At 73.5% G+C, this 23,273-nt stretch carries 18 protein-coding genes; 9 read left to right on the forward strand and 9 right to left on the reverse strand.

Features of this window, described 5'->3' with window-relative positions; all coding sequences use genetic code 11:
- The first annotated feature begins 70 nt into the window (after positions 1-70).
- A complete protein-coding gene (locus BS73_RS05155) occupies positions 71-592 on the forward strand; it encodes a MarR family winged helix-turn-helix transcriptional regulator (protein ID WP_037578273.1) in 522 nt (173 codons plus the stop codon).
- 138 nt (positions 593-730) lie between these two features.
- On the opposite strand, the gene BS73_RS05160 is transcribed toward BS73_RS05155, so the two are convergent.
- The 3 genes from BS73_RS05160 to BS73_RS05170 all read right to left on the reverse strand — a co-directional run bounded on the left by BS73_RS05160 (position 731) and on the right by BS73_RS05170 (position 4,635).
- Complete coding sequence (locus tag BS73_RS05160) at positions 731-1,117, reverse strand: cytochrome c oxidase subunit 4 (protein ID WP_037570082.1); 387 nt, start codon at positions 1,115-1,117, stop codon at positions 731-733.
- Positions 1,114-2,820, reverse strand: coding sequence for an aa3-type cytochrome oxidase subunit I (ctaD, locus tag BS73_RS05165; RefSeq protein ID WP_051941328.1), 1,707 nt, complete (start codon positions 2,818-2,820; stop codon positions 1,114-1,116). Before ctaD ends, BS73_RS05160 begins: the two co-directional genes overlap by 4 nt.
- A gap of 180 nt (positions 2,821-3,000) precedes the next feature.
- On the reverse strand, positions 3,001-4,635 hold the full coding sequence (locus BS73_RS05170) for a carboxylesterase/lipase family protein (protein WP_063836919.1): 1,635 nt from the start codon (positions 4,633-4,635) through the stop codon (positions 3,001-3,003).
- 149 nt (positions 4,636-4,784) lie between these two features.
- Here BS73_RS05170 and BS73_RS05175 point away from each other — a divergent pair, with 149 nt between their 5' ends.
- The 3 genes from BS73_RS05175 (at position 4,785) to BS73_RS05185 (ending at position 6,466) form a co-directional block, all read left to right on the forward strand.
- Positions 4,785-5,720 (forward strand): LysR family transcriptional regulator, encoded by a 936-nt coding sequence (locus BS73_RS05175; protein ID WP_037570084.1) that lies wholly within the window; start codon positions 4,785-4,787, stop codon positions 5,718-5,720.
- Between the two features lie 103 nt (positions 5,721-5,823).
- Complete coding sequence (locus tag BS73_RS38645) at positions 5,824-6,042, forward strand: hypothetical protein (protein WP_051939476.1); 219 nt, start codon at positions 5,824-5,826, stop codon at positions 6,040-6,042.
- A gap of 76 nt (positions 6,043-6,118) precedes the next feature.
- The gene (locus BS73_RS05185) at positions 6,119-6,466 is read left to right on the forward strand and encodes a DUF6204 family protein (protein ID WP_037570087.1); all 348 of its coding nucleotides are present in this window, start codon (positions 6,119-6,121) and stop codon (positions 6,464-6,466) included.
- Between the two features lie 44 nt (positions 6,467-6,510).
- Here BS73_RS05185 and BS73_RS05190 read toward each other — a convergent pair whose 3' ends face one another.
- Together BS73_RS05190 and BS73_RS05195 are read right to left on the reverse strand one after the other, a co-directional pair.
- Complete coding sequence (locus BS73_RS05190; protein WP_037570089.1) at positions 6,511-7,902, reverse strand: amino acid permease; 1,392 nt, start codon at positions 7,900-7,902, stop codon at positions 6,511-6,513.
- A 727-nt stretch (positions 7,903-8,629) separates the two neighbouring features.
- Positions 8,630-12,379, reverse strand: a complete 3,750-nt coding sequence (locus BS73_RS05195) for a glycoside hydrolase family 38 N-terminal domain-containing protein (RefSeq protein WP_051939478.1) — start codon at positions 12,377-12,379, stop codon at positions 8,630-8,632.
- Between the two features lie 230 nt (positions 12,380-12,609).
- On the opposite strand from BS73_RS05195, the gene htpX reads away from it, so the two are divergent.
- From htpX to BS73_RS05210, 3 genes are all read left to right on the forward strand, one after another.
- Positions 12,610-13,512, forward strand: a complete 903-nt coding sequence (gene htpX, locus BS73_RS05200; protein WP_037570092.1) for a zinc metalloprotease HtpX — start codon at positions 12,610-12,612, stop codon at positions 13,510-13,512.
- Between the two features lie 93 nt (positions 13,513-13,605).
- The gene (lgt, locus tag BS73_RS05205; RefSeq protein WP_037570095.1) at positions 13,606-14,481 is read left to right on the forward strand and encodes a prolipoprotein diacylglyceryl transferase; all 876 of its coding nucleotides are present in this window, start codon (positions 13,606-13,608) and stop codon (positions 14,479-14,481) included.
- Positions 14,482-14,670: 189 nt separating this feature from the next.
- Positions 14,671-15,519: a lysozyme gene (locus tag BS73_RS05210; protein ID WP_152617526.1), complete on the forward strand. Its 849-nt coding sequence runs from the start codon at positions 14,671-14,673 to the stop codon at positions 15,517-15,519.
- Between the two features lie 51 nt (positions 15,520-15,570).
- Here BS73_RS05210 and pgi read toward each other — a convergent pair whose 3' ends face one another.
- Both pgi and BS73_RS05220 read right to left on the reverse strand, forming a co-directional pair.
- Positions 15,571-17,235, reverse strand: coding sequence for a glucose-6-phosphate isomerase (gene pgi, locus BS73_RS05215; protein ID WP_037570098.1), 1,665 nt, complete (start codon positions 17,233-17,235; stop codon positions 15,571-15,573).
- Between the two features lie 97 nt (positions 17,236-17,332).
- Positions 17,333-18,754, reverse strand: a complete 1,422-nt coding sequence (locus BS73_RS05220) for an outer membrane protein assembly factor BamB family protein (RefSeq protein WP_051939480.1) — start codon at positions 18,752-18,754, stop codon at positions 17,333-17,335.
- A gap of 563 nt (positions 18,755-19,317) precedes the next feature.
- Between BS73_RS05220 and BS73_RS05225 the strand changes: the two genes are divergently transcribed.
- The gene (locus tag BS73_RS05225; protein ID WP_235215312.1) at positions 19,318-19,995 is read left to right on the forward strand and encodes a GntR family transcriptional regulator; all 678 of its coding nucleotides are present in this window, start codon (positions 19,318-19,320) and stop codon (positions 19,993-19,995) included.
- A gap of 85 nt (positions 19,996-20,080) precedes the next feature.
- On the forward strand, positions 20,081-21,487 hold the full coding sequence (locus tag BS73_RS05230) for a flavin-containing monooxygenase (RefSeq protein WP_084703812.1): 1,407 nt from the start codon (positions 20,081-20,083) through the stop codon (positions 21,485-21,487).
- A gap of 7 nt (positions 21,488-21,494) precedes the next feature.
- Here BS73_RS05230 and BS73_RS05235 read toward each other — a convergent pair whose 3' ends face one another.
- Positions 21,495-21,959, reverse strand: a complete 465-nt coding sequence (locus BS73_RS05235; RefSeq protein ID WP_037570100.1) for a universal stress protein — start codon at positions 21,957-21,959, stop codon at positions 21,495-21,497.
- Between the two features lie 49 nt (positions 21,960-22,008).
- Complete coding sequence (locus BS73_RS05240; RefSeq protein WP_200886646.1) at positions 22,009-23,031, reverse strand: DMT family transporter; 1,023 nt, start codon at positions 23,029-23,031, stop codon at positions 22,009-22,011.
- Positions 23,032-23,273 lie beyond the last annotated feature (242 nt).

The following is a 23,273-nucleotide window of genomic DNA, read 5'->3' on the forward strand; positions in this document are numbered from 1 at the left end:
GCGAGAGGCTCCGGCGGGCGGAACGCCCGGCCGGCGACCGGAGGTGGACAGCGTGACCGGGGACGACAGCATGCGGGCCGGCGCCCGCGGCCCCGACCTGGTCGCCGGGCAGATCCGGCAGTGGCTCGCGATCCATCCGGACCTGGACACCTCCGGGATGGCCGTGATCGGCCGGATCAACCGGGCCGCCGTCCTCCTGCAGCAGGTCGAGGACGCCTCCCTGGTCGAGGCCGGGGTCTCCCGCCCGGAGTTCGTCACGCTGGCCGCGCTGCGCCGGACCGGCCGCCCGATCACCCCCGGCCAGCTGGCCCGCGAGACCTCCTCCTCGGGCGCGGCCGTCACCAAGCGGATCCGTGCGATGGAGCAGCGCGGACTGCTCCGGCGGCGCAGCGACGACCGTGACCGCCGGATCGCCTGGGTCTCCCTGAGCGAGGAGGGCCGGTCGCTGATCGACCTCCTGCTGCCCGAGCAGACCGGCTACGAGAGCGAACTCCTCTCCGGTCTGGGTCCGGAGAGGATCGCCGAGCTGTCCGCCCTCCTCGGCGACCTCCTCGCCCACCTGGAGGGCGCCCTGCCCAACCGGTCCCTCTGAGCACGCCTCAGGTGGTGGCGGGCCCCTGGTCCACGGCGAACTCGTCCACGCGGTACGGCTGACGGCCTAGCTGGACGCCCACTTCCGGGCCCGGCCTCTCCGTTCGGCCCGGCCCAACTCCCGGCCGTGCTTTGACCCTCAGCCCCGGGAGTACTGGATCACCAGGAAGGCCACCGAGGGCACCAGGATCCCGGCGCCGATCAGCATCAGCCAGACGCCGAACGCCACCCCGGCCGCGACCAGCATCGCGCCGAAGGCGATGGCGATCGGCCAGCCGCTGGTCGGCGCGAAGAAGCCGAGCTCGCCCGCGCCCTCCACCACCTGCGCGTCCTTGCGGTCGGAGGGCCGGCCGCCGGCTCCCCTGCGGTGCTGGACCAGCAGGAAGAAGGTGATCAGCCCGGCCATCCCGAAGGAGATCCCGAGCACCGCGGTGCCCGCCGGATCGTGCGAGAAGTAGCCGTAGACCGGGGTCACGCAGGCGAAGAAGAGGGCGATCGCGCCGAACAGCCAGGTCTCGGTCTTCACGGCCGCCCCCCGGTGTCCCCGGGCGGCAGCCCCTGCGGCGCCGTCCCCCAGTCCGGCACCTCCGGATGGTGGAGGTCGAAGGCCGGGGACTCGGAGCGGATCCGCGGCATCGCGGTGAAGTTGTGCTGCGGCGGCGGGCAGGAGGTCGCCCACTCCAGGGACCTGCCCCACCCCCACGGATCGTCCTCGGTCACCCTGGGCGCGTGTCTGGCGGTGTGCCAGACGTTGTAGAGGAAGGGCAGGGTGGAGGCGCCGAGGAGGAACGCGCCCGCGGTGGAGAGGGTGTTGAGGGCGGTGAAGCCGTCCGAGGGGAGGTAGTCGGCGTACCGGCGGGGCATCCCCTCGGCCCCCAGCCAGTGCTGCACCAGGAAGGTCAGGTGGAAGCCGACGAAGAGCAGCCAGAAGTGCGCCTTGCCGAGGCGCTCGTCGAGCATCTTCCCGGTGAACTTCGGCCACCAGAAGTAGAAGCCGGCGAAGGTCGCGAAGACCACCGTGCCGAAGACCACGTAGTGGAGGTGGGCCACCACGAAGTAGCTGTCGGTGACGTGGAAGTCGATCGGCGGCGAGGCCAGCAGGACTCCGGTGAGCCCGCCGAAGACGAAGGTCACCAGGAAGCCGACGCACCACAGCATCGGGGTCTCGAAGGAGACCGAGCCGCGCCACATCGTCCCGATCCAGTTGAAGAACTTCACCCCGGTCGGCACCGCGATCAGGAAGGACATCAGCGAGAAGAACGGCAGCAGCACCGCGCCGGTGGCGAACATGTGGTGCGCCCACACCGACATCGACAGCGCGGTGATCGCGGTGGAGGCGGCGATCAGCGAGGTGTAGCCGAACATCGGTTTGCGGCTGAAGACCGGGATGATCTCCGAGACGATGCCGAAGAACGGCAGCGCGATGATGTAGACCTCCGGATGCCCGAAGAACCAGAAGAGGTGCTGCCAGAGGATCGGCCCCCCGGTGCCGGCGTCGAAGACCACCGCGCCCAGCCTGCGGTCCGCCTCCAGCACCAGCAGCGCCGCGGTCAGCACCGGGAAGGCGAGCAGTGCCAGGATCGAGGTGAAGAGGACGTTCCAGGTGAAGATCGGCATCCGGAACATGGTCATCCCGGGCGCGCGCAGACAGATGATCGTGGTGACGAAGTTGACCGAGCCGAGGACGGTGCTGAGGCCGGCCATCACCAGCCCCATCGACCACAGGTCGGCCCCCGCGGTGGCGCTGTGGAGCTCCCCGTTGAGCGGAGCGTATGCCGTCCAGCCGAAGTCGGCGGCGCCCTGCGGGGTGAGGAAGCCGAAGAGGGTGAGCACCCCGCCGAACAGGTACAGCCAGTAGGAGAGGGCGTTGAGCCGCGGGAACGCCATGTCCGGGGCGCCGATCTGGAGCGGCATCACCGCGTTCGCGAAGCCGGCGAAGGTCGGGGTGGCGAAGAGCAGCAGCATGATCGTGCCGTGCATGGTGAAGAGCTGGTTGTACTGGTCCTCGGTGACCAACTGGAGCCCCGGACGGGCCAGTTCGGCCCGCATCAGCAGCGCCATCACCCCGCCGACCAGGAAGAAGCCGAAGGCGGTGGTCAGGTAGAGGTTGCCGATGGTCTTGTGGTTGGTCCCGGTGAGGATCGGCACCAGGCGCCGGCCTCCGGCGCGCCTCGGCCGGGACGGCGCTGGGCCGCCGTCGGGCGCCTCCCCCGACTCCTCGCTCCACAGCGTGGTCACCGACCGCCACCCCTCCCCTGGACGACCTGGCTCGGCTGACGTACCGCGTGCGCAGCGCCCACCTTCCTCCGCCCGCGCGGCCGGTGTCCAGGGGGCGTACGGCGCTGCGCCGCCCCCACGGGGAGGGCGGCGCAGGCGAGTTGACGGCGCGTCAGGACATGCTGACAGCCGTCAGGAGAGGTTCTGGGTGACCGGCATGGTGTCCCAGAACGCGCACTGGTGCTCGGCGGCGAACCGGGCGGCGGAGATGTCGGTGCTCTGCCCGCCGGCCCGCAGGGAGATCATCCGCCCGGCGCCCGCCCGGTACGAGGGCCACGGGGCCTGGCCCCCGACCTGCGGGCGCCCGTGGGCGGTGAAGGCCCCCCAGTACCGGGTCATCTCCCGGGAGAGCTGCCGCTCGGCCGCGTTGAAGAGCGGGGCGATCGGCGTGCCGTTGTCGAAGCTCGGCCAGATGTAGGCGAGTTCGGCGGCGTGCCCGGCGCCCCAGACGTAGCCGGGGATCTGGGTGAGACCCGGGCCGGTGCGGTGGTCGAACTCGTAGGAGTAGGTGGTGGTGTGGCGGGCGAGGTCCTCCACGGTCGCCTGGAGGCCGCAGCCGCCGATCCCGGCCACCACCCCGGAGTCGGTCATGATCGCGCCGATCAGGTAGGCGGCGGTGAACCTGTCCGGGTTCGCCGGCCAGGGGTAGCGGGCGAGGACCTCGTCGGCGCGGTCGCCGGCGATGCCGTCGACGAAGGAGGTGTAGGCGTCCTCCCCGGCCCCGATGTAGCCGGCCGCGAAGGTCCTCCCCTCGTCCCGGTTGGCGCCGACCAGGACCGGCACCCGGGCGAAGGCCCCGGTGTCCAGCGCCTGCCGGTTGCCGATCGGGAAGGTCGGCGTGCCGTGGACGAAGGCGGGCGAGAACGAGCCGCTCGCGTCGAGGAGATGTCCGGCCGGTTCGGCGCGCAGGCAGGCGAGGAGGGCGCTCTGCTCGGTCTGGGCACAGCCGGCCTGCTCGGCGTAGGCGGCGCCGTTGGACTCGGCCTGGCTGAGCGGGATGGAGTGGCAGGAGCCGCTCTGGATCATCGCCCGGGAGAAGAGCCCGCGCGAACCCGGGGCGACCAGATGCCCGCAGACCGACCAGCCGCCGGCCGACTCGCCGTCGATGGTGACCTGCCGGGGGTCCCCGCCGAAGGCGGCGATGTTGCGCTGCACCCAGCGGAGGGCGGCCTGCTGGTCCTGGAAGCCGTAGTCGCCGGTGTCCCCGCCGCCCTCGGCGGCGAGTCCGGGCAGTCCGAGGAAGCCGAAGACGCCCAGCCGGTAGTTGAGCGAGACGCCGATCACCCCGGTCTGCCGGACCAGGCTGGACTCGTCCATCTGCGTGCCGCTGCCGTTGACCAGGCCGCCGCCGTGGATGAAGACGTGCACCGGCAGCGGCCGCTCCCCCGCGGACGCCCCCGCGGGCCGCCAGACGTTGACGAAGAGGCAGTCCTCGTCCTCACTGCGCGGACCGTTGGTGCTCGCCAGTGCCGGGCAGGAGCTGCCGAACGCGGTGGCGTCCCGCACACCGGGCCAGGGCCGGGCCGGCTGCGGCGGCCGCCACCGCAGTGCCCCGGTCGGCGGCGCCGCGTAGGGGATCCCGAGGAACCGCTCGACGCCGTCGGAGGCCGCGCCGCCCACCGCGCCCCTGTCCGTCCGTACCACCGGCGTACCGCCGGCCGCGCCCGTACCGCCGCTCGCCGCGTACGCGCTCGCCGGCAGCAGCCCCAGGGCGGCGGTGGCGAGCGCCAGCAGCGCGCCCAGCAGAAGCCGAACCTTACGTCTCACGAGAACGCTCCTCTCAAGCGAAGCCCACCGCGCATCATCCGCAGCCGCGGCCCCCGGCGGAAGGGGGCGCGCAGGCTCCGGATCGTCCACGAGACCCGACCGGTTCCAGGGGGCAACATCAATGCCGGTTGGCCCTATGCTCTGGGCGCATGAATCTGACCCTGCGTGAGCTGGAGGTCTTCGCGGCCGTCGGCAGAGCCGGCAGTTTCACCTCGGCGGCGGGGCGGCTGCGGGTCTCCCAGTCCGCGCTGAGCCGGACGGTCGCCGCGATCGAGCACCGGCTGCACGTCCGTCTGCTGGACCGCACCACCCGCACGGTCGCCCTCACTCCGGAGGGGCAGGAGGTGCTGGTGGTGGCCGAGCGGATCCTCGCCGCCCACCGGGCCGGGATGCACGAGATCGGCGAGTTCCTCGCCCAGGAGCACGGCACGGTCACCGTCGCCGCGCTGCCCTCGGTGGCGGCGGTGCTGCTGCCCAGCGTGGTCGCCGCCTTCCACGAGCGGTACCCGGGCGTCGAGGTGCGGATCCGGGACGGTTCGGCTGCCGCGGTGTCGCGCCGGCTCGCGCAGGGCGAGGCCGATCTGGCCATCACGGTGCCGCAGAGCCTGCCGCCGGACGTGCGGCACGAGCCACTGGTCCGGGACGAGTTCCTCGCCGCGCTGCCGCCCGGCCATCCGCTGGCCGAGCTGCCGTCGGTGACCTGGAGCCGGCTCGCCGAGGAGCGGTTCGTGGCGTTCGGCCGGGACTCCAGCCTGCGGATGCTCACCGACCTGGCCTTCACCGCCGCCGGCGTCTCGGCGGACGAGGTGGTCGAGGCCGGCAGTGAGGCGGGGAGTGTGGCCACGGTGGGCGGGATGGTGGCCGCCGGCCTGGGCGTCACCGCGCTTCCGGCCATGGTCGGCTTCCTCACCAGCTTCGCGGACCTCCGCTATCTGCCGGTCACCGAACCGGCCATCCACCGCCGCCTGGACATCGTCCGCCCGCTCCACGCGCAGCTCACCCCGGCCGCCGCGCGCTTCCTGAAGCTGCTCACCGAGCTCCGGACGACGGCCGGGCCGCCGGCTCCGGGAACCCACTGGGCCTGAGCGGGGCGGAGCGGACGTCAAGGTTGCCTTGACAGGCAGGAGACCGTCAAGGCAGCCTTGACATCACTCACCGAACCGGTCCTCACCCAGCGGAGCCCCACCCATGTCCTACTGGCGCGTGATGCGCTGCCCCGACGGGCACCTCTTCGAGACGCCCTTCCTCCCGATGGTGTCCCTCAAGGCCGTCCGCACCCCCGGCGGCCGCTACCAGCGCTGCCCGGTGGACGGGCGCTGGCGCCTGATGGACCTCCAGATCACCTCGGAGCTGAGCCCGGAGCAGCGGGCGGAGGCCCGCCGGCACCGCACCACCCCGATCCCCTGAGCCCATACGCCCTGACCAGCGGGAAGGCGGCGAAATCGGGTTGAGGCCGAGCGGTCGGCGCCCCTAGCCTCCCACCATGTCCACCCGTACCTTCCGGATCACCGTGCGCGGCGCCTTCGAGGGCCTGACCGCCGGGCAGCGCGCCGAACTCCAGGCGGACGCCGACGAGCACAGCTACCTCTTCGCCGCCTACACCCCCGAGGGCCACCTCAGCTACGACATCGCGGCCCGCCCGGCGTTCACCTTCCGCTACCTGGACAGCGGGGAGGACGAGGAGGACATCCTCCTCGCCACCGAACGCGCCGAGGAGGCCGCCCGCGCCTGGCTCGACGAGCGCGGCTACGGCTACAAGGGCCTTCGCAGCCAGGCCGAGGACCGCACCGCTCCCCCGCTGGGCAAGCGCGGCCGCCGCTCGCAGGGCTGACGGATCCGAGCGGGGCCGCCGCGCCGCCGCCGGGGCCGGGGCGCTCAGCCCCGCTCCGGCTCCAGCGCCTCCTCGGCCAGCTCGCGGGTGGCCTCGCGGCGGGCCTTCAGCCAGACGAAGACCGCGATGCCCAGGAAGAGGAAGATGCAGCCCTGGTAGACCGCCGAGTAGCCGGCGCCCGCCATCAGCCACATCGAGAAGGCGAAGGACAGCACGGCGACCAGCAGGTCGCGCACCAGCCGGCCGGTCCGCACCCGCTCCCGGGCGCCCTTCAGCAGCCAGTACACCTGCGAGGCGGCGGAGAGGACGTACGGCACGGTGCCGGTGAAGGTGGTGATCAGCACCAGGTCGGCGAAGGCCGTGTTGGTCCCGCCGGCGTAGTCGACCAGGATCAGCAGGCTGCCCAGCACGCAGGAGGCGATCACCCCGAAGACCGGCGTCCCGCCCCGGCCCTCGCGGACGAAGGCGGTCGGGAAGAGCCCGTCCCGGGCCGCCGCGTAGGGCATCTGAGCGCTCATCAGCACCCAGCCGTTCAGCGCGCCGAGGCTGGAGACCAGCGCCGCCACCGCGATCAGCACCCCGCCGCCGCTGCCCAGCATCGCGTCCACCGCCAGCGAGAACGGCGCGTCCGCGCCGACCAGCCGGTCGTGCGGGACGGTGCCGAACACCGACAGTGTTCCCAGCAGGTAGACCACCGCGGCCACCAGCGTGCCGAGCACACTGGCCCGCCCGACGTTGCGGCCGGGATCGCGGACCTCGCCGGCCGACACCGCCGCCGACTCCACCCCGAGATAGCTGTAGAGCAGCAGTGCCGAGGCCGCACTGACCGCCCCGATCGGGTCTCCGCCGTGGGCGTTGAAGGGCCCGAAGTTCTCCGGCCTGATGAAGAACAGCCCGCCGATCGCCACCAGCAGCAGCGGCACCAGCTTGAGCACGGTGGAGACCACCTGCACCAGGCCCACCCAGCGGGTGCCGAGGAGGTTGGGGACGGCCGGCAGCCACAGCACCGCCATCGCCAGCAGCGCCTCCGGCACCCGCCCGTGCACCGGCATCAGCACGGTGAGATAGCCGACCGCGGCCACCGCCAGCGCCGCGTTGCTGACCCAGGTCATCATCCAGTACGACCACGCCGAGAGGAATCCGGCGAAGTCGCCGAAGGCGTCCCGGGGGTAGACGTACAGCCCGCCGGTGACCGGGGCGCGCTGGGCCAGCCGGCCGAAGAGGAGGGCCAGCAGCACCGCGCCGACGCTGAGCACCCCGAACGCCACCAGGCTGATCGTGCCGTAGGGGGCGACGCTGGCCGGCAGCGCGAAGATTCCGCCGCCGATGATGTTGCCGGCGACCAGGGCCGTCGCGGTGGCGAGGCCGAAGCTGCGCCGATGCGGTGCGGGGGTCGCCCCGTCGGGTTCGCCGGGGACGGCCTCAGCCTCCGTCATGCGGTCACTCCTGCACTGGACACGTCCGCTTGGCGCGGATTGACGCGGATCACCTGGTTCGGCCCCATCCGGGGCGATCACCCATTATGAGGCCCCGGAGTGAATGCTCCCGGACGCCGCTCCGCTCATCCCTCCGCGGCCGCCACCTCCAGCGGCACGGTCACCGCATAGTGCACCGAGCCGTACGCGGCCACCCGGACCAGCGCCCAGATCCGGGTCCCGGGCCGGGCGGTGGGCGGGGCCGCGACCGTCCAGCGGAGCTCCGCGGGAGCCTCCGGGCCGGCCTCGAACCCCTGCGTCCACGGGCCGACCAGCAGGTCCGCGCCGGGGCCCCAGGTGCCGAAGGGGCTGCACAGCTGGGCCTCACCGTGGACCGGGGAGCCGGTCGGGACGGTGATCCGCAGCCGGAACGAGCCGCGGCCGCCTGGGGCGACCCGCAGCGGCCCGGACCCCGTCCCCGCGCCCTCCACCAGGAACGGCGCCCCCGCCGTGTTCGCACCGAACCCCAGCACGTCCTCCAGCGTCTGGCCGAGCGGATCGCCGATCCGCGCCGCCAGGTGGTAGGGGCCGCCGGGCCGGGTGACGCCCACCCGCAGCGCGAACTCGGCGTGGCCGCCGGGCGGAAGGTCGAAGCCGAGCGGGGCGGCGTCCCGGTCGAGGAGCTCAAGCCCGTCCGGCACGGCGAGCTCGACCGTGCCGGCGGCGGGCTCGGCGGAGGCCGCGACCGTCAGCCGTACCGCGTGCACCCGGCCGTCGCCCGCGTCCCCTCCGCCCTCGGCATGCGAGAGGTGGACGCCCACCGGGAGGTTGCCCAGCGGCGCCGGGCCCCGGTTGTGCAGCCAGTAGCGGGTCGGCACGGGCTGGACCGGCTCGACGGCCGGCCCCAGCGCCGCCGGCCGCGCCCCGGTCGCAGCGCCCCGGCCGGGGTCAGCGCGACCGTGGCCACCTCGGCCGGTCCGAGCGGCAGTTCGGCGCCGCCCTCCCGGTCCACGGTCAGCTCCTCCCGCCGCTCCTCCTCCAGCAGATCGGTCCTGGCCGCCGCGGCGATCCCCGGCCGCAGCCGGAGCCGGGCGCGGACCGGCTGCCCGGTGGACTCGTAGACCCGGGCGGTGAGTTCCACGGGGTCCGCCGCCCCCGGGTCCTCCTCCGCGGTGCGCCCGGTGGCGTACGGATTGCCGCGCGCCTTGAGGGCGCTGAGCACCGCGCTCTCCGGCTCGACCGAGGCCAGGCTCGCCACCGGCGGCAGTCCGCCGCCGCCCGCCGGCTCCACCGCACGGGCGATCAGCCGGTGGTTGTACTCCTGCCCGGCCCGCACGAAGCCGGCCGCCCGCCAGTCCGGGCCGCCCGCGACCAGGGCGTACTCGAAGGTGTGCGACCAGTGCTGGAGCTGGAATCCGCTGCCGTCCGGCGCGGTCCGCCGCTCCCCGTCCAGCCACACCCCGCTCGGCCAGGAGGTGCAGGAGCGCATCAGGCTGAGGCAGAGGGTGCCGTCCACCTCCGCGACGTGGCTCGGCGTCCCCCGGTTGAGCAGCGCCACCGACGCCCCGGCGAAGGGCTCCCGGCTGCCGGGCAGCTCGCCCTGGCGGACCTCGATCACCGCGTCCGCCAGGTCGGCGCAGAGCCGTTCCACCGGGTCGGCCACGATCAGCAGCGGCAGGTCCCGGACTCCGGTCTGCTCGGCGTCCGGCTGCCAGCCGTCCCGCTGGGGGCGCCCGGCGGCCACGAACACCCGGCCGTTCTCGGCCAGCGCCTTGGTGTACGCCGGGTCGAGGTCGCGCAGGACGGCGGCGGTGTAGCCGCTGCGCTCCGGCCCGCCCAGGGCGATCCGCAGGTCGGGGAGGTTGGAGTCGAGATCGGGGGCGCCGTAGCGGGGACCGTCCGGGAGGGTGCCGGTGGCCGTGACGCCCTGCGCGGCAAGCGCCGCCAGCAGGGCCCGGACCTCCGCGGAGGCGTCGTCGCCGGTCTCGGCGTCGCCGTCCGGGTGGACCACCTCGGCGACGCCCACCGCGTGCTCCTCGACCACCCGGTCCGGGCGGTGGAGGGCGATCCGGACGGTGGCGCCGAGCCCGGCCCAGGTGTGCGCGGGGTTGTCCAGCGTCCAGGGATGCGGCCCGGAGTCGGCGTCCGGGAAGCCGAAGGGCCGGCCGATGGCCGCGTATCCGACCTCGTGCACCGGCTTGGCGCCGGGCAGGTCGAGGCCGAAGCGAACGCGGAGCAGCCGGTCGGAGCCGATCGAGCCGTCGACGTGGGTGCGGAAGTCGATCTGCTCGGCCCCGGCCCGCAGGGTCACCTCCTGGGTGACGTCCAGTCCGGCCAGGCGGACCGTCGAGAGCACCCGCCGGCCCAGCGCCGACTCCTCCGCCCGGACCTCGCCGACCAGCTCGCCGTCGGTGCCGCCGCGCAGTCCCGGACCCTTGGGCAGCAGATGCCAGGGCCCCTCGCCCCACCGCGGGTGCCCGGCGTACTCCTCCTGGAGGGTGAGCTCGGCGCCCAGCGCGTCCGGGCGCAGCAGCTCGCGGCCGGAACGGAGGTCGCGGATCGAGCTCAGCGCGCCCCCGCGGACCGGATCGGCCTGCACCAGGAAGCGCTCGTTGCCCGCGGCCGCGCCCTCCACCCGCCGCCAGGGTTCGGGCAGGGTGTCCGCGTCCACCACCCGGTAGAGCCGGTATCCCAGGGCGGGGACCTCGCGGGCGGTCCAGCGCAGGGTGGTCTCGGCCAGGCTGCCGTCCGGATGGCGCCGGGTCGCCTCGCTCACGGCCGGTACCGGCACCCCGTCGTGGGTGAGGACGGCCGCACCGCGCGCTCCGCCGGCCGCGGCCCGGCGGAGGGTCAGCAGGACCTCTCCGTCCCGCGCCCAGGAGAGGGTGTTGAAGGCCAGTACGGGCCTCCCTCCGGGCGGGCCGCCGTCCCCGGTGTCCACCAGCGCCGCCAGTAGGTCGGCCGCCGCCGTCCGCACCTCCTCGCCCAGCTCGTACGCCTCCCGCCAGCCGGCCAGCAGGTCGAGGTAGACCTGGTCGGACTCGCTGCCGGTGACGGCGTCGTGGTGGGCCCCGTAGGCCAGCAGCCGCCAGGCCTTGTCCAGGGCGGCGTGCGGATAGCGGCCGCCGGTGAGGGTGGCCAGCGCGGCCAGCCGCTCGGCGTCCAGGACGGCGGTCTCGGCCGCCCGCTGGGCCTGCTTGGTGTCGGTGTAGGAGACGTCCTTGCCGGTGTAGACCGGGTTCATGTCCCGGGTCTGCGGCCGGAACGGGCGGTCGCCGCGCTCCTCGCGGACGGCGTCCAGGTACTCGCGCGGCAGCGCGACCCGGAACCGCGGCCACACGTACCGCTCGGCCCAGCCCCGGTGGATCCCGGTGGACCAGCGGGAGGGCACCACATGGTCGCCGCCGACCGGCAGCATGAGGTTCCGGGTGGCCGCGGCCGGCTTGAGCTGGGCGTACTGCAGATACGCCTGCTCCATCGCCTCGTCGAGGGTCCCGGCCTGCTGCTCGATGGCCCAGCCGGCCGAGTAGTGGTTGGGCATGTAGCTAGTCAGCAGGCCGCGGCCGCTGGGCGAGATCCACTCGAACTCGGCCGGGAACTGCATCCGCGCGTTGTCCCCGACGTGGGTGCGCGGCCCCCACTGGTGGAAGGGGCCGCGGGCCCAGGAGGAGGCGGTCAGCCCGGCGTCGGCCATCAGCCCCGGATAGGCGGGGTCGTGGCCGAACACGTCCAGCATCCAGCCGGTGCGCGGGTCCCCGCCGAGCACCTCGCGCTGGTAGCCGACGCCCAGGACGGCGTTGCGGGCGGTGGACTCGGGGTGGGTCAGGTTGGTGTTGGGCTCGTTGTAGGTCCCGCCGACCAGCTCCACCCGCCCCTCGCGGAGGAAGCGGGCCAGATCGGCCCGGTCCTCGGGGCGGGCGTCCCAGTACGGCTTCAGATAGTCCAGCTCGGCCAGCACGAACTTGTAGTCCGGATCGTGCCGGGCCGCGTCCAGATGGGCCCGCACCAGGTCGAAGGCGGTACGGACGATCTCCTTCGGCCGGCGCTCCTCGGCCGCCGGGATGTCGTACCAGGTGGCGGTGAAGGCGGCCTGGGTGGCCCACCAGACGGGGTCGTAGTGGAAGTGCGAGACCAGGAACATGGTCCAGCCGGGGACGGCCGCGGTGATCCGCTCCTCGGCCTGCGCCGCCCGCTGCCCCTCCGCGGTCTCCGCGATCACCGTCACCGGGCGGGTCGCGCCCTCCAGCACCGGCGCGGCGAGCTCCACGCCGACCTCCGCGGTGCGCTCCTCCCCCGGCGCCGGCGCCGGGACCTCGGCGGGCTCGGGGGTGCGGACCGCGGGGCCCTCGATCCGCAGCCGTACCGGCTCGCCCACCCGCTGCCCGGGCCCGCCGCCGTCGCCCGCCGGGCCGCCTGTCAGGGTCACCCTGACGACCTGGCGCGGAGCGGCGGCGGTGCCGACGAAGAGATCGGTGGCCTCGATGGCGGTGATGCGCATGCGGCTCCAGACGTGCCGAGGTGGTCCGAACGAGCGGGAACAACCGGCCCGGACCTGGCGCTCCTCATCCTGTACGGGCGCTGAAAGACCGTCAAGAATCCGCGGATCGGGTCGCCCGCCCGGCACGGCGTCCCCGGCGACCCCCGATTTCCCAGCCGACTCATACCCGTGCAGCCTGTTGTTCCGGGCCCCGGGGAGTCACCATGGATGCGAGGAACGGAGGTCCTACGGTGAAGACCCGATTCCAGCCGGACCGCAAGCTGAGCGTGCGGATGGGCACGACCCTGTTTCTGCTCGGCCTGCTCTACGTGGGTTTCGCCGCCGCCCTGATCGTGCTGCTCAAGTCGGTGGCCGCGGTCGTGGTGATCCTCGGTGCCCTGCTCTTCGCCCAGTTCTGGTTCTCGGACCGGGTCGCCCTCTTCGCCATGAAGGCCCGCGAGGTGACGCCCGAGGAGGAACCGGACCTCCACGCGCTGATCGACCGGCTGTGCGCGACCGCCGACATGCCCAAGCCCAAGGTCGCCATCTCCGAGCTCGGCCTGCCCAACGCCTTCGCCACCGGCCGCAACGCCGAGCACTCGGTGATCTGCGTGACCAGGGGCCTGATCCGGCGACTCGACGACGAGGAGCTCAAGGGCGTGCTGGCGCACGAGCTCTCGCATGTGGCGCACCGCGACGTCGCGGTGATCACCATCGCCTCGTTCCTGGGCGTGCTGGCCGGCCTGCTGGTCCGGGTCACCATGTACAGCAGCATGTTCGGCGGCCGGGGCCGCAAGGACCAGAACACGATGATGATCCTGCTGGCGGTGATGGCGGTCTCGATCGCGGTCTACTCGCTGAGCTTCGTGCTGATCCGGGCCCTCTCCCGGTACCGCGAGCTGGCCGCGGACCGCTCGGCGGCGCTGCTCACCGCGAAGCCGTCGGCGCTGGCCTCCGCGCTGACCAAGCTCTCCAGCGACATCTCCCGGATCCCCAGCGAGGACCTCCGCACCGCCGGGGCGTTCAACGCCTTCTTCTTCACCCCGGCCGCGGCCGAGCGCGGCGCCTCCGGCGGCGGGCTCTTCTCCACCCACCCCTCGCTGGAGAAGCGGCTGGAACAACTCGCCCGGATCTCGCGGGAACTGGGCGAATGACCCGGCGCTGAGCGGAGGCGGACGCGCGGTACTGTGGAGCCCCTCGCGGCGGAGGGCCCGCCGTGATCAGCGCCCGGATGGATGGCAGCTCGGATGGAATTGGCCTACCTCCCCAGCCCGTCGCAGGGCGTGTGGCACGTCGGGCCGGTCCCGATCCGCGCCTACGCGCTGTGCATCATCGCCGGGATCGTGGTGGCGGTCTGGCTCACCCAGCGGCGCTGGGCGGCACGCGGCGGCAACCGCGAGGACGTCTTCGACATCGCCCTGTGGGCGGTGCCGTTCGGCATCGTCGGAGGCCGGCTCTACCACGTCATCACCGATCCCGAGCTGTACTTCACCCGCGGTGAGCAGCCGATCCGGGCGCTGTACATCTGGGACGGCGGCCTCGGCATCTGGGGCGCGGTGGCGCTGGGCGCGGTCGGCGCCTGGATCGGCTGCCGCCGCAAGAACATCCGGCTCTCCGCGTTCGCGGACGCGCTGGCGCCGGGCCTGATCCTGGCCCAGGCGATCGGCCGCTGGGGGAACTACTTCAACCAGGAGCTGTACGGCGACCCGACGAAGCTGCCGTGGGGCCTGGAGATCCACAAGGCCATGCCGGACGGCACCGTCGTCCACGGGGTCTTCCAGCCGACCTTCCTCTACGAGTCGCTGTGGGACGCGGCGGCGTGCGTCGCGCTGCTGCTGATCGACCGCAGGTTCCGGCTCCACTCGGCCCGGCTCTTCGCGCTGTACGCGGCGATCTACACGGCCGGGCGGGGGTGGATCGAGGCCCTCCGCAGCGACCACGCCAACCACTTCCTCGGCCTCCGGCTGAACGACTGGACCTCGCTGGTCGTCTTCCTCGCCGCGATCGCCTTCTTCCTGGCCACCCGCAAGCGCCCGGTGCCGGAACACGGCCTCCGGCTCCGCGCGCCCTCGGAGCCGGACCCCGAGCCGCAGCAGGCGACCGCGGCCGCGCCGAGCTCCTGACCCCTCAGCGGCAATACGGCACGTGGCAGCGGCCACCGGGCTCCCACCCGGTGGCCGCTGCCATGTGTGGCGCCGTCGCCCGACGCACTCTTGTGATCACGCGTTGAATCGTCGCACTCTGAACACCGCACCCCAACGCGCCTCTCACCCCTCGTCCACCCCACGGGTGGCCACCCAACGGAGGAACTCTTGAGCGCGATTTGTCATGCCCATGGCATTTGGCGCACCATTGCCAAGCCGCTCGCCCTCGCCGCGCTTGCGGCCTCCACCGTGCTGGGGTTCGCCGGCACGCCGTCCAGCGCGGCCCCCGCGAACCACATCACCCACCCCCAGCTGGACTGGGCGGGCTCCCAGGTCGCCAAGCACCAGCCGGCCGCCGTGTCCGCCCCGCCCGCGGTCAGCCCGTTCGCGACCCAGACCCCCGGTCTGGACGTCAGCGCCTACCAGGGGAACGTCGCCTGGTCGACGGTGGCCGCCGACGGCGCCAGGTTCGCCTACGTCAAGGCGACCGAGTCCACCAGCTACACCAACCCGTACTTCTCGCAGCAGTACACCGGCTCCTACAACGCCGGGATCATCCGCGGGGCCTACCACTTCGCCACCCCGGACACCTCCTCCGGCGCCACCCAGGCGGACTACTTCGTCGCCCACGGCGGCGGCTGGTCGGGCGACGGGAAGACCCTCCCCGGCATGCTCGACCTGGAGTGGAACCCGTACGGCGCGACCTGCTACGGGCTCTCCGCCTCCGGGATGGTCAACTGGGTGCTCTCGTTCAGCAACGAGTACCACGCCAAGACCGGGCGCTGGCCGGTGATCTACACCGCGACCAGCTGGTGGAGCCAGTGCACCGGCAACCTGGGGGCGTTCGCCTCCACCAACCCGCTCTTCATCGCGAACTACAACGGCAGCCCCGGCACCATGCCGTACAACTGGACCTACCAGACCATCTGGCAGTGGGCCGACTCCGGCACCTTCCCCGGCGACCAGGACCGGTTCAACGGCGACTACAGCCGCGTCCAGGCCCTGGCCAACGGGTGACCGCAGGGCGCGGGGCCGCCGACCGCGGCTCCGCGCCCGACCCGACCGGCCTCAGCCGCGGCCGCGCAGCCGGCGGTACTCCCCCACCAGGTTCGCCGTGGAGGCGTCGAGACCTGGCACCTCGGCGCCCTCGGTCAGGGCCGGCTCGACCCGCTTGGCCAGCACCTTGCCCAGCTCGACTCCCCACTGGTCGAAGGAGTCGATGTTCCAGACCGCGCCCTGGGTGAACACCTTGTGCTCGTAGAGCGCGACCAGCTGGCCGAGCACCGAGGGGGTGAGCGACTCCGCCAGGACGGTGGTGGTCGGGTGGTTGCCGTGGAAGGTCCGCGCGGTGACCTGGTGCTCGGGCACGCCCTCGGCCCGCACCTCCTCCGCGGTCTTGCCGAAGGCCAGCGCCTGGCCCTGCGCGAAGAGGTTGGCCATCAGCAGGTCGTGCTGGTCCTTGAGCATCGGCTCCAGCTCGGCGACCGGCTGGGCGAAGCCGATCAGGTCCGCCGGGATCACCTTGGTGCCCTGGTGGATCAGCTGGTAGTAGGCGTGCTGGCCGTTGGTGCCCGGGGTGCCCCAGACCACCGGGCCGGTGGTCCAGTGCACCGGCTCGCCCTGGCGGGTGACCGACTTCCCGTTGGACTCCATGTCCAGCTGCTGGAGGTACGCGGTGAACTTGGACAGGTAGTGGGAGTACGGCAGCACCGCGTGCGACTGGGCGTCGAAGAAGGCGCCGTACCAGATGCCGAGGAGGCCGAGGAGCATCGGCGCGTTGCGCTCCGGCGGGGCGGTGCGGAAGTGCTCGTCGACGGTGTGGAAGCCCTCCAGCATCTCCCGGAACCGGTCCGGACCGATGGCGATCATCAGCGAGAGGCCGATCGCCGAGTCGTAGGAGTAGCGGCCACCGACCCAGTCCCAGAAGACGAACATGTTCTCCGGGTCGATGCCGAACTCGGAGACCTTCTCGGTGTTGGTGGAGAGCGCCACGAAGTGCTTGGCCACCGCCTCCTGGCCGGCGCCCAGGCCGTCCAGCAGCCACTTCCGGGCGGAGGAGGCGTTGGTCATGGTCTCGATGGTGGTGAAGGTCTTGGACGCGACCAGGAAGAGGGTCTCGGCCGGGTCGAGGCCCTGCAGAGCCTCGTGGAGGTCGGCGCCGTCGACATTGGAGACGAAGAAGAAGTTCAGGTTGCGGTCGGAGTACGGCCGCAGCGCCTCGTAGGCCATCGCGGGGCCGAGGTCCGAGCCGCCGATGCCGATGTTGACGACGTTGCGGATCCGCCTGCCGGTGGAGCCCTTCCACTCGCCGCTGCGCACCCGCGTGCTGAACTCGGCCATCTTGTCCAGGACTTGGTGCACCTCGGGGACCACGTTGACCCCGTCGACCTCGATCACCTCCTCCGGGTGGGAGCGGAGGGCGACGTGCAGCACCGCGCGGTCCTCGGTGACGTTGATCTTCTCCCCGCGGAACATCGCGTCCCGCAGCTCGGCGACCCGGCGGACCGCCGCCAGCCGGCGCAGCAGCTCCAGCGTCTCATCGGTGACGAGCTGCTTGGAGTAGTCGATGTACAGGTCCCCGACCCTCAGGGTGTACCGCTCGGCGCGGTCCGGGTCGGCGGCGAACAGCTCGCGCAGATGGGTGTCGCCCAGCGCCTCGCGGTGCTTGCCCAGCGCCTCCCATTCCGGCAGCTTGTCCAGCCGGGCCTGGGCCTGCGCAGTGGATTCCGACACGGTTCACTCCTCGTGCGTCCAAGTGGTGCGGTCGTGCGGGTCGTACCGGTCGTACGACGCACCCCACACTCTGCCACTCGGGTCTGACGGCTGCTGCTCATGCCCCGCCGATCGCGGTGACCCCGGCCGTGGTACCGACGTAGGCGCGGCCGCCGGCCAGCACCGGCGAGACGAAGTGCGGCAGCGTTCCCAGCGCGAGGGAGGCGAGTTGCCGGCCGGTCGCCGCGTCCAGCACGTGGAGTGTCCCGGTCCCCCAGTCCGCGACCCAGACCGCGCCGCCGTGCCCGCCGGGGCCCGGTCCGAGGACCGGCGAGCCGCCCTGGCCGAGGGGGAATCGCCAGCCGGTGCGCAGGGTGCCGTCCGCGCCGACGGTGATCTGCTGGAGGCCGCTGCGGCAGGGCAGATACACCGTCAGGCCCCGGACGGCGGCGGCGCCGTAGGCCGGGCAGGACTGGATGCCGGCGAGCTGACCGCCGATCCCGCCGAGGTGGCGGGCGTCCAGCAGGTAGACCGTTCCCGACTTCCCGGCCTGGAGGAGGAACCGGCCGACCCGCACGGGGGTGAGCGAACCGAGGTCGGAGTCCGAGGCGTTGTCCTTGGCCCAGTCCGCCGGGGCGAAGGCGCCGACCCGGCGCAGGGTGGGCGTGGCGAGCGCGGTGACCGAGTCCGAGCCGTCCCAACTCCCGCCGGTGGCGGCGCCGTTGCCGACCGCCACATAGAGCAGGGAACCGTCCGCCACCGGGCCGCCGGGCGCCCAGATGCCGCCCTCCCGGGAGGTGGGGACGGTGAAGGAGTAGACCGGGCCGCCGCCGGTGACCGGCACCGAGAGGACCGAGCCGAGGTACCGCCCGCAGTCCCCGTTGAGGCCGCCGTAGGCGATGTACACCCGGCCGCGGGAGACGGCGAGCGCCGCCCGCTGCTGTTCGGCGGTGCGGTCGCCGTGCGGCGGCTCGACCTCCCGGCTGAGCCGCAGGGCGCCCGACCCGGCGTCGAGGCCGAGGAGCCAGTGCCGGGCCCCGGTGGTCTCGGCGACCACCAGCACCATGCCGGTGGCCGGGTCGTAGGCGGGGGTGCCGGTGATCCCGAGCGGGTCGATGCTGCCGCAGGGCAGCTCGGAGAGCGGGACGGGGGTGCCCAGGTGGCGGCGCCACAGGACGTGGCCGGTGGCCGGGTCGAGGGCGTAGACCGAATCGTTCTCGGTGGCGGCCAGCACCCGGCCGCGGATCAGCAGCGGCTGGCCGTAGACGGTGCCGTCCAGATGGGCGGTCCAGTCGGTACGGAGCCCGGCCGCCGGCGCGGGCCCGGCGGCGGCGCCGGTGCGCAGGGGGTCCCTGTGGTAGACCGGCCAGTCCCCGGGGGCGGCGGGCCGCGGGGGGCCGAGGGCCGAGGCGCCCGGCGTCAGCGGAGTGGGCTGGGCGCCGGCGGTGCTCCCGGCCTCGCAGCCGGTCAGTGCGGACAGCCCGACCAGCAGCAGGACCAGGGCGAGCAGCCCGACGCCGCGCCTCGTGCGATGGCCCATGCCCGTGCCGCCCCCTCCCGGCGCTCCTCAGAAGATGATGCGGGGAGAAGGTGACGGGACGTCAAGTCGCGGGTGCCGAACGGGGGCGGGGACGGGCGGCCTCGATCTGGAGAGCGGTCCCGGCGCCGCCTCCGGATCGCCGGGCAGGGGCCCGGGCAGGCGCCTCACTCAGGGGGTCCGCCGCGACGCGGCGGTCAGCCGCACCGTCCGGACGTGGGTCGCGGTGGTCGCCGCCGAGGCCGAGCCCTTCGTTTCCATGGTCGAATGCGGCTCCGCCTTCGAGACCGCGGGTGGGCCGTCGAGAAGTCCCCGAACAGCCGGTGGGCGCGACCCTCCGCTGTCCGCCGGACGGGCGGGGGTGGTGATCCGGCCCGCCCGCACCGCCCGGACCTGGGCGTCCGCCCTTTCGAACCTTCTGAGATGATGCGTTCGCACGGCGACAGCGCGTCAACACTCGGCTGCACGCTGGCGTTCCCGTGCTGGTCACCCGCGGGTCCAGGTTGCATACTGGCCGCCCGGGGGCCAGAGCCCGAGGTAACGGACCTGATGGAGAAGGTGATCTGATGGGCGGTCGGCCCTCGGCGATGGAAGGCGCGCCCACGCTCACCCGCAGCTCGCTGCGCGAGCAGGTGCGAGAACTCCTCCTGGAGGGGCTCCTCTCCGGCCGGTGGCAGCCCGGTGAGCGGATCGTGGAGCGGCGGGTCGCGGCCGAGCTGATGGTGAGCCAGGCGCCGGTGCGCGAGGCCCTGCGCGAGCTGGAGACCCTCCGGCTGATCGAGACGGTGCCCGGTAAGGGCGCCCGGGTCCGCAACTTCACCCCCGAGGATCTGGCCGAGACCTTCCCGGTACGGGCCGGCCTGGAGCGGGTCGCCGCCGAGCTGGGCGCGGACCGTCTGGCCGAGGACCCCAAGCAGCTGGAGGAGCACGTCGAGGCGATGCGGCACTCGGTGTCGATCGGCGACACCGACGCCGAGCAGCGCGAGGTGCTGGCCTTCCACCGGGCCATCGTGGAGGCCTCCGGCAACAGGGTCCTGGTCTACTCCTGGGAGTCCCTGGGCATCGAGGTGTGGAGCGCCCTCTCGCTGCGCTGGTTCCGCCCGCACACCCATGACAACGCCGCCGAGCACCAGCCGCTGATCGACGCCTTCCGGCGCCGCGACCCGGACGTGGCCGACCAGGTCTACCAGCACGTCCTGAACTGCTCCCCGGCCGTCCCCGGCACCTCGCCCGCCGAGGACTGACCGGCCCGGAGACGCCGGGCCCGACCGGCCCGGAGACGCCGGGCGCCCCGGGAAGACGGCCGCTCCCGGCGGTGTTGTCGCCGATATGAAGGTTGCGGATTCAACGACTTCCGGGTCGTCCACCCCACCGCTGGAGACCGTGGTCGTCGGCGCCGGCCAGGGCGGGCTCTCCGCCGCCTACCATCTGGCCCGGCGCGGCCTGGCCCGCTGGACCGAGCTCCTGGTCCTGGACGCGGACGCCGCTCCGGGCGGCGCCTGGGCCCACCGGACGCCGTCACTGACCATGCGGGACGTCAACGGGCTCCATCCGCTGCCCGGCGCCCCCGTTCCCGCCTTCGCCGAGGACGCCCCGGCCCGGGACGTCGTCCCCGCCTACTTCGCCGACTACGAGCGGCGGTTCGCCCTCCCGGTACTCCGGCCCGCCCCGGTCGCCTCGGTCACCGACGGCCCCGGCGCACTGCTGACCGTGCGGACGGCCGACGGCCGCAGCTGGACCACCCGCACCCTGGTCAGCGCGACCGGCACCTGGACCCGCCCGTTCCTCCCCCACTACCCCGGCACGGAGCTCTTCCGTGGCCGGCGGCTGCACAGCGCCGAGTACCGCGGCCCGGAGACCTTCGCCGGCCGGCGGGTCCTGGTCGTCGGCGGGGGACTCTCGGCGATCCAGGTCCTGGCCGAGATCCGGGAGTTCGCCCCCGGCGCCGAGACGATCTGGACCACTCGCACCCCGCCCCGGTTCCGCCCGGAGCACGACGGGTTCACCCCCGAGGACGGCCGGGCCGCGGTCGCCCTGGTCGAGCAGCGGGTGCGGGCCGGCCTGCCGCCGCAGCCGGTGGTCGCGGTCACCGGCCTGCCGCTCACCAGCTATCTGCGCCGGGCCCGTGAACTGGGCGTGCTGAACCGGCGGGAGATGTTCCACCACCTCACAGAGGACTCCGCGGTCTGGGCCGACGGCCGCCGGGAGCGGATCGACGCGATCGTCTGGGCCACCGGCTTCCGCCCGGCCGTCGGCCACCTCGCGCCGCTGGGCCTCCGCGGTCCCGGCGGCGGCATCCGCCTGGACGGGGACGGGGACACCCGGGCGGCCGCCGACCACCGCGTCCATCTGATCGGCTACGGCCCCTCGGCCTCCACCATCGGCGCCAACCGGGCCGGCCGGGCCGCCGCGGCCGGCGTACTGCGCAGCCTGGGACGGAGCGGGCCGCGCACCCGGGACGGGGTCGCGGCCTCCGCTACCGCTGATCCGGGCCGCCGTGCGGACGGCCCGGTCGGCCCGGTCGGCCCGGACGACCTGGTTCGGCCGCACCCGGGCCGGATATCGGCAGGTTCCACAGCACGCCCGGCGTCCCCGTCTCCGACTGCGGTCGCGGCCGCAGCAGCCGCTCCCACAGGCGCACCCGCAGCCGGCGCAGCGCCCGATGGGTCCGCCGCAGCTCGGCCGCGGACCGCCGGGCGGCTCGCAGCAGCCAGCTCGGCGGTCCCGGCGGGCTGAACCCTCTTCAAGGGACGACCGTCACCGGCCACCGGCCGTGCTTCACCAGGCGCACCGCGACCGAGCCCACCAGCCGGTGGCCGGCCTGCTCGGAGGCACCGATCACCACCGCGTCCGCCCGCATCTGGTCGGCCGCCTGGGCGATGCCGGTGTACGCCTCGCCGGGGAAGGTGTGGAACTCCCAGCGCAGCTGCCGGGACCACCCCGACCGCTCGGCCGCCTCCCGCACCTCCCGCTCCAGCTGCTCGGCGAGCTGCTGGCCACTCGCCACCGCCGCGGCACCCACCCCGGGGGCGACCGACCCGGACAGCGGCTGCACATACACCAGGGCCAGCAGGGCGTTCTGACGGCGGGCCAGCCCGGCCGCATACGCGGCGGCCCGCCAGGACGACTCGGACCCGTCCAAGCCCGCCACGATCACCCGTGGTCCGTCCGTACCCAGTTCGAAGCCGTGTTCCCGTTCCGCGCTCACGGCCCAAGAGGCTAGCGACCTGCGGCTTCCTTGGACACCTGAACGAAGATCACGTCTCGGTGTCGACGGTCTGCCGAGGCCGTACGGGCGACTCCTCGGGACGCTCAGAACGCTCCCCGCGGGACTGCGGGCCCGGCCGCGGCCCCGGCTCCTGGACCGGCGGCGGGCTTCCGGCGGCCACCGTCCTGGACTCCGAACCCGCCTGCGTCATCAGCGACTTCATGCTGGGCATCCGGGACAGCGCGATCGCCCCGAAGAGCACCAGACCGGCACCGATGATCTCCGGCACCAGGAACCAGCCGGTGCGCACGGTCTCCGAGTAGAGGGTCACGCCCAGGGAGAGGGAGATCAGCGCGTCGCCCAGGGTCAGCGCCGGCTGCGAGGCCACCAGCGGCCCCGACTGCATCGCGTTCTCCAGCAGGAAGAGCCCCAGCACCCCGACGGCCGCGAAGGCGTAGGTCTGCCAGGCCTCGAAGAAGGCGGCCACGCCGTGCCGGTCCAGGGTGTCGGTGGCGGACTTCATCAGCGCCGCGGTCAGCGCGTAGGCGATGGCCGTGGCCAGTCCCAGGCAGGCCGCCCGGGCGGGACCGAAGGGGCGCCGCAGGGCGGCGACGCAGAGCACGAAGACCGCGCCCAGGCAGCAGACCAGCGACAGTATCCAGAGCGGCATCGGCGCCTGCGGCGTGCCGCCGGTCGGCCGCGCCGCCACCAGCGCCATGGCCAGCCCCGCCACGATGCAGGCCACCGGGACCCACACCTGACGGGTCATCGACTTCCGCCACACCAGGCCGGCGATGAACAGCGCGCAGGGCAGTTCGAGCACGAATATCGGCTGGACCACCGCCAGCGGGCCGGTGGCCAGCGCCGCGGCCTGGAAGAGCGCGGCGAAGATCACCGCCAGGATGCCGCCCAGCCACACCGGATGCTTGACCAGGTCGATCATCAGCCGCAACCGGAAGCTGTCCGCGGACGGCACGGTGAGGGCCGCCCGGCGCTGCAGCACCGTGCCTGCCGCGTTGCTCCCCGCGGCGAGCAGCGCGAACACCACGGACAGAGCGGATGTAACGGACACCCGGTGTCCCCTCCCGTTCCCGATTCCGATCCAGAGCGACGACCCGTGGCCCGGGACGTCTGCGCCCCCGGAACGCCCAACCCAGGTCAACCGCCGGGCGCTCAGGTTTCTTCCGCCGTATTTACCCGGCTCTTAGCTTCCCCGCTCACAGCGTCCCACACGGGTCCGACAGAAGCGGTAGGGGTATCCCCCGTCGTGCGCCGGGGGGCCACCGCCCGTGCGCAGGTCACGGCCTGACGGTG

Origin of the sequence: Phaeacidiphilus oryzae TH49 (genome assembly GCF_000744815.1) — a bacterium.
Lineage (GTDB): Bacteria > Actinomycetota > Actinomycetes > Streptomycetales > Streptomycetaceae > Phaeacidiphilus > Phaeacidiphilus oryzae.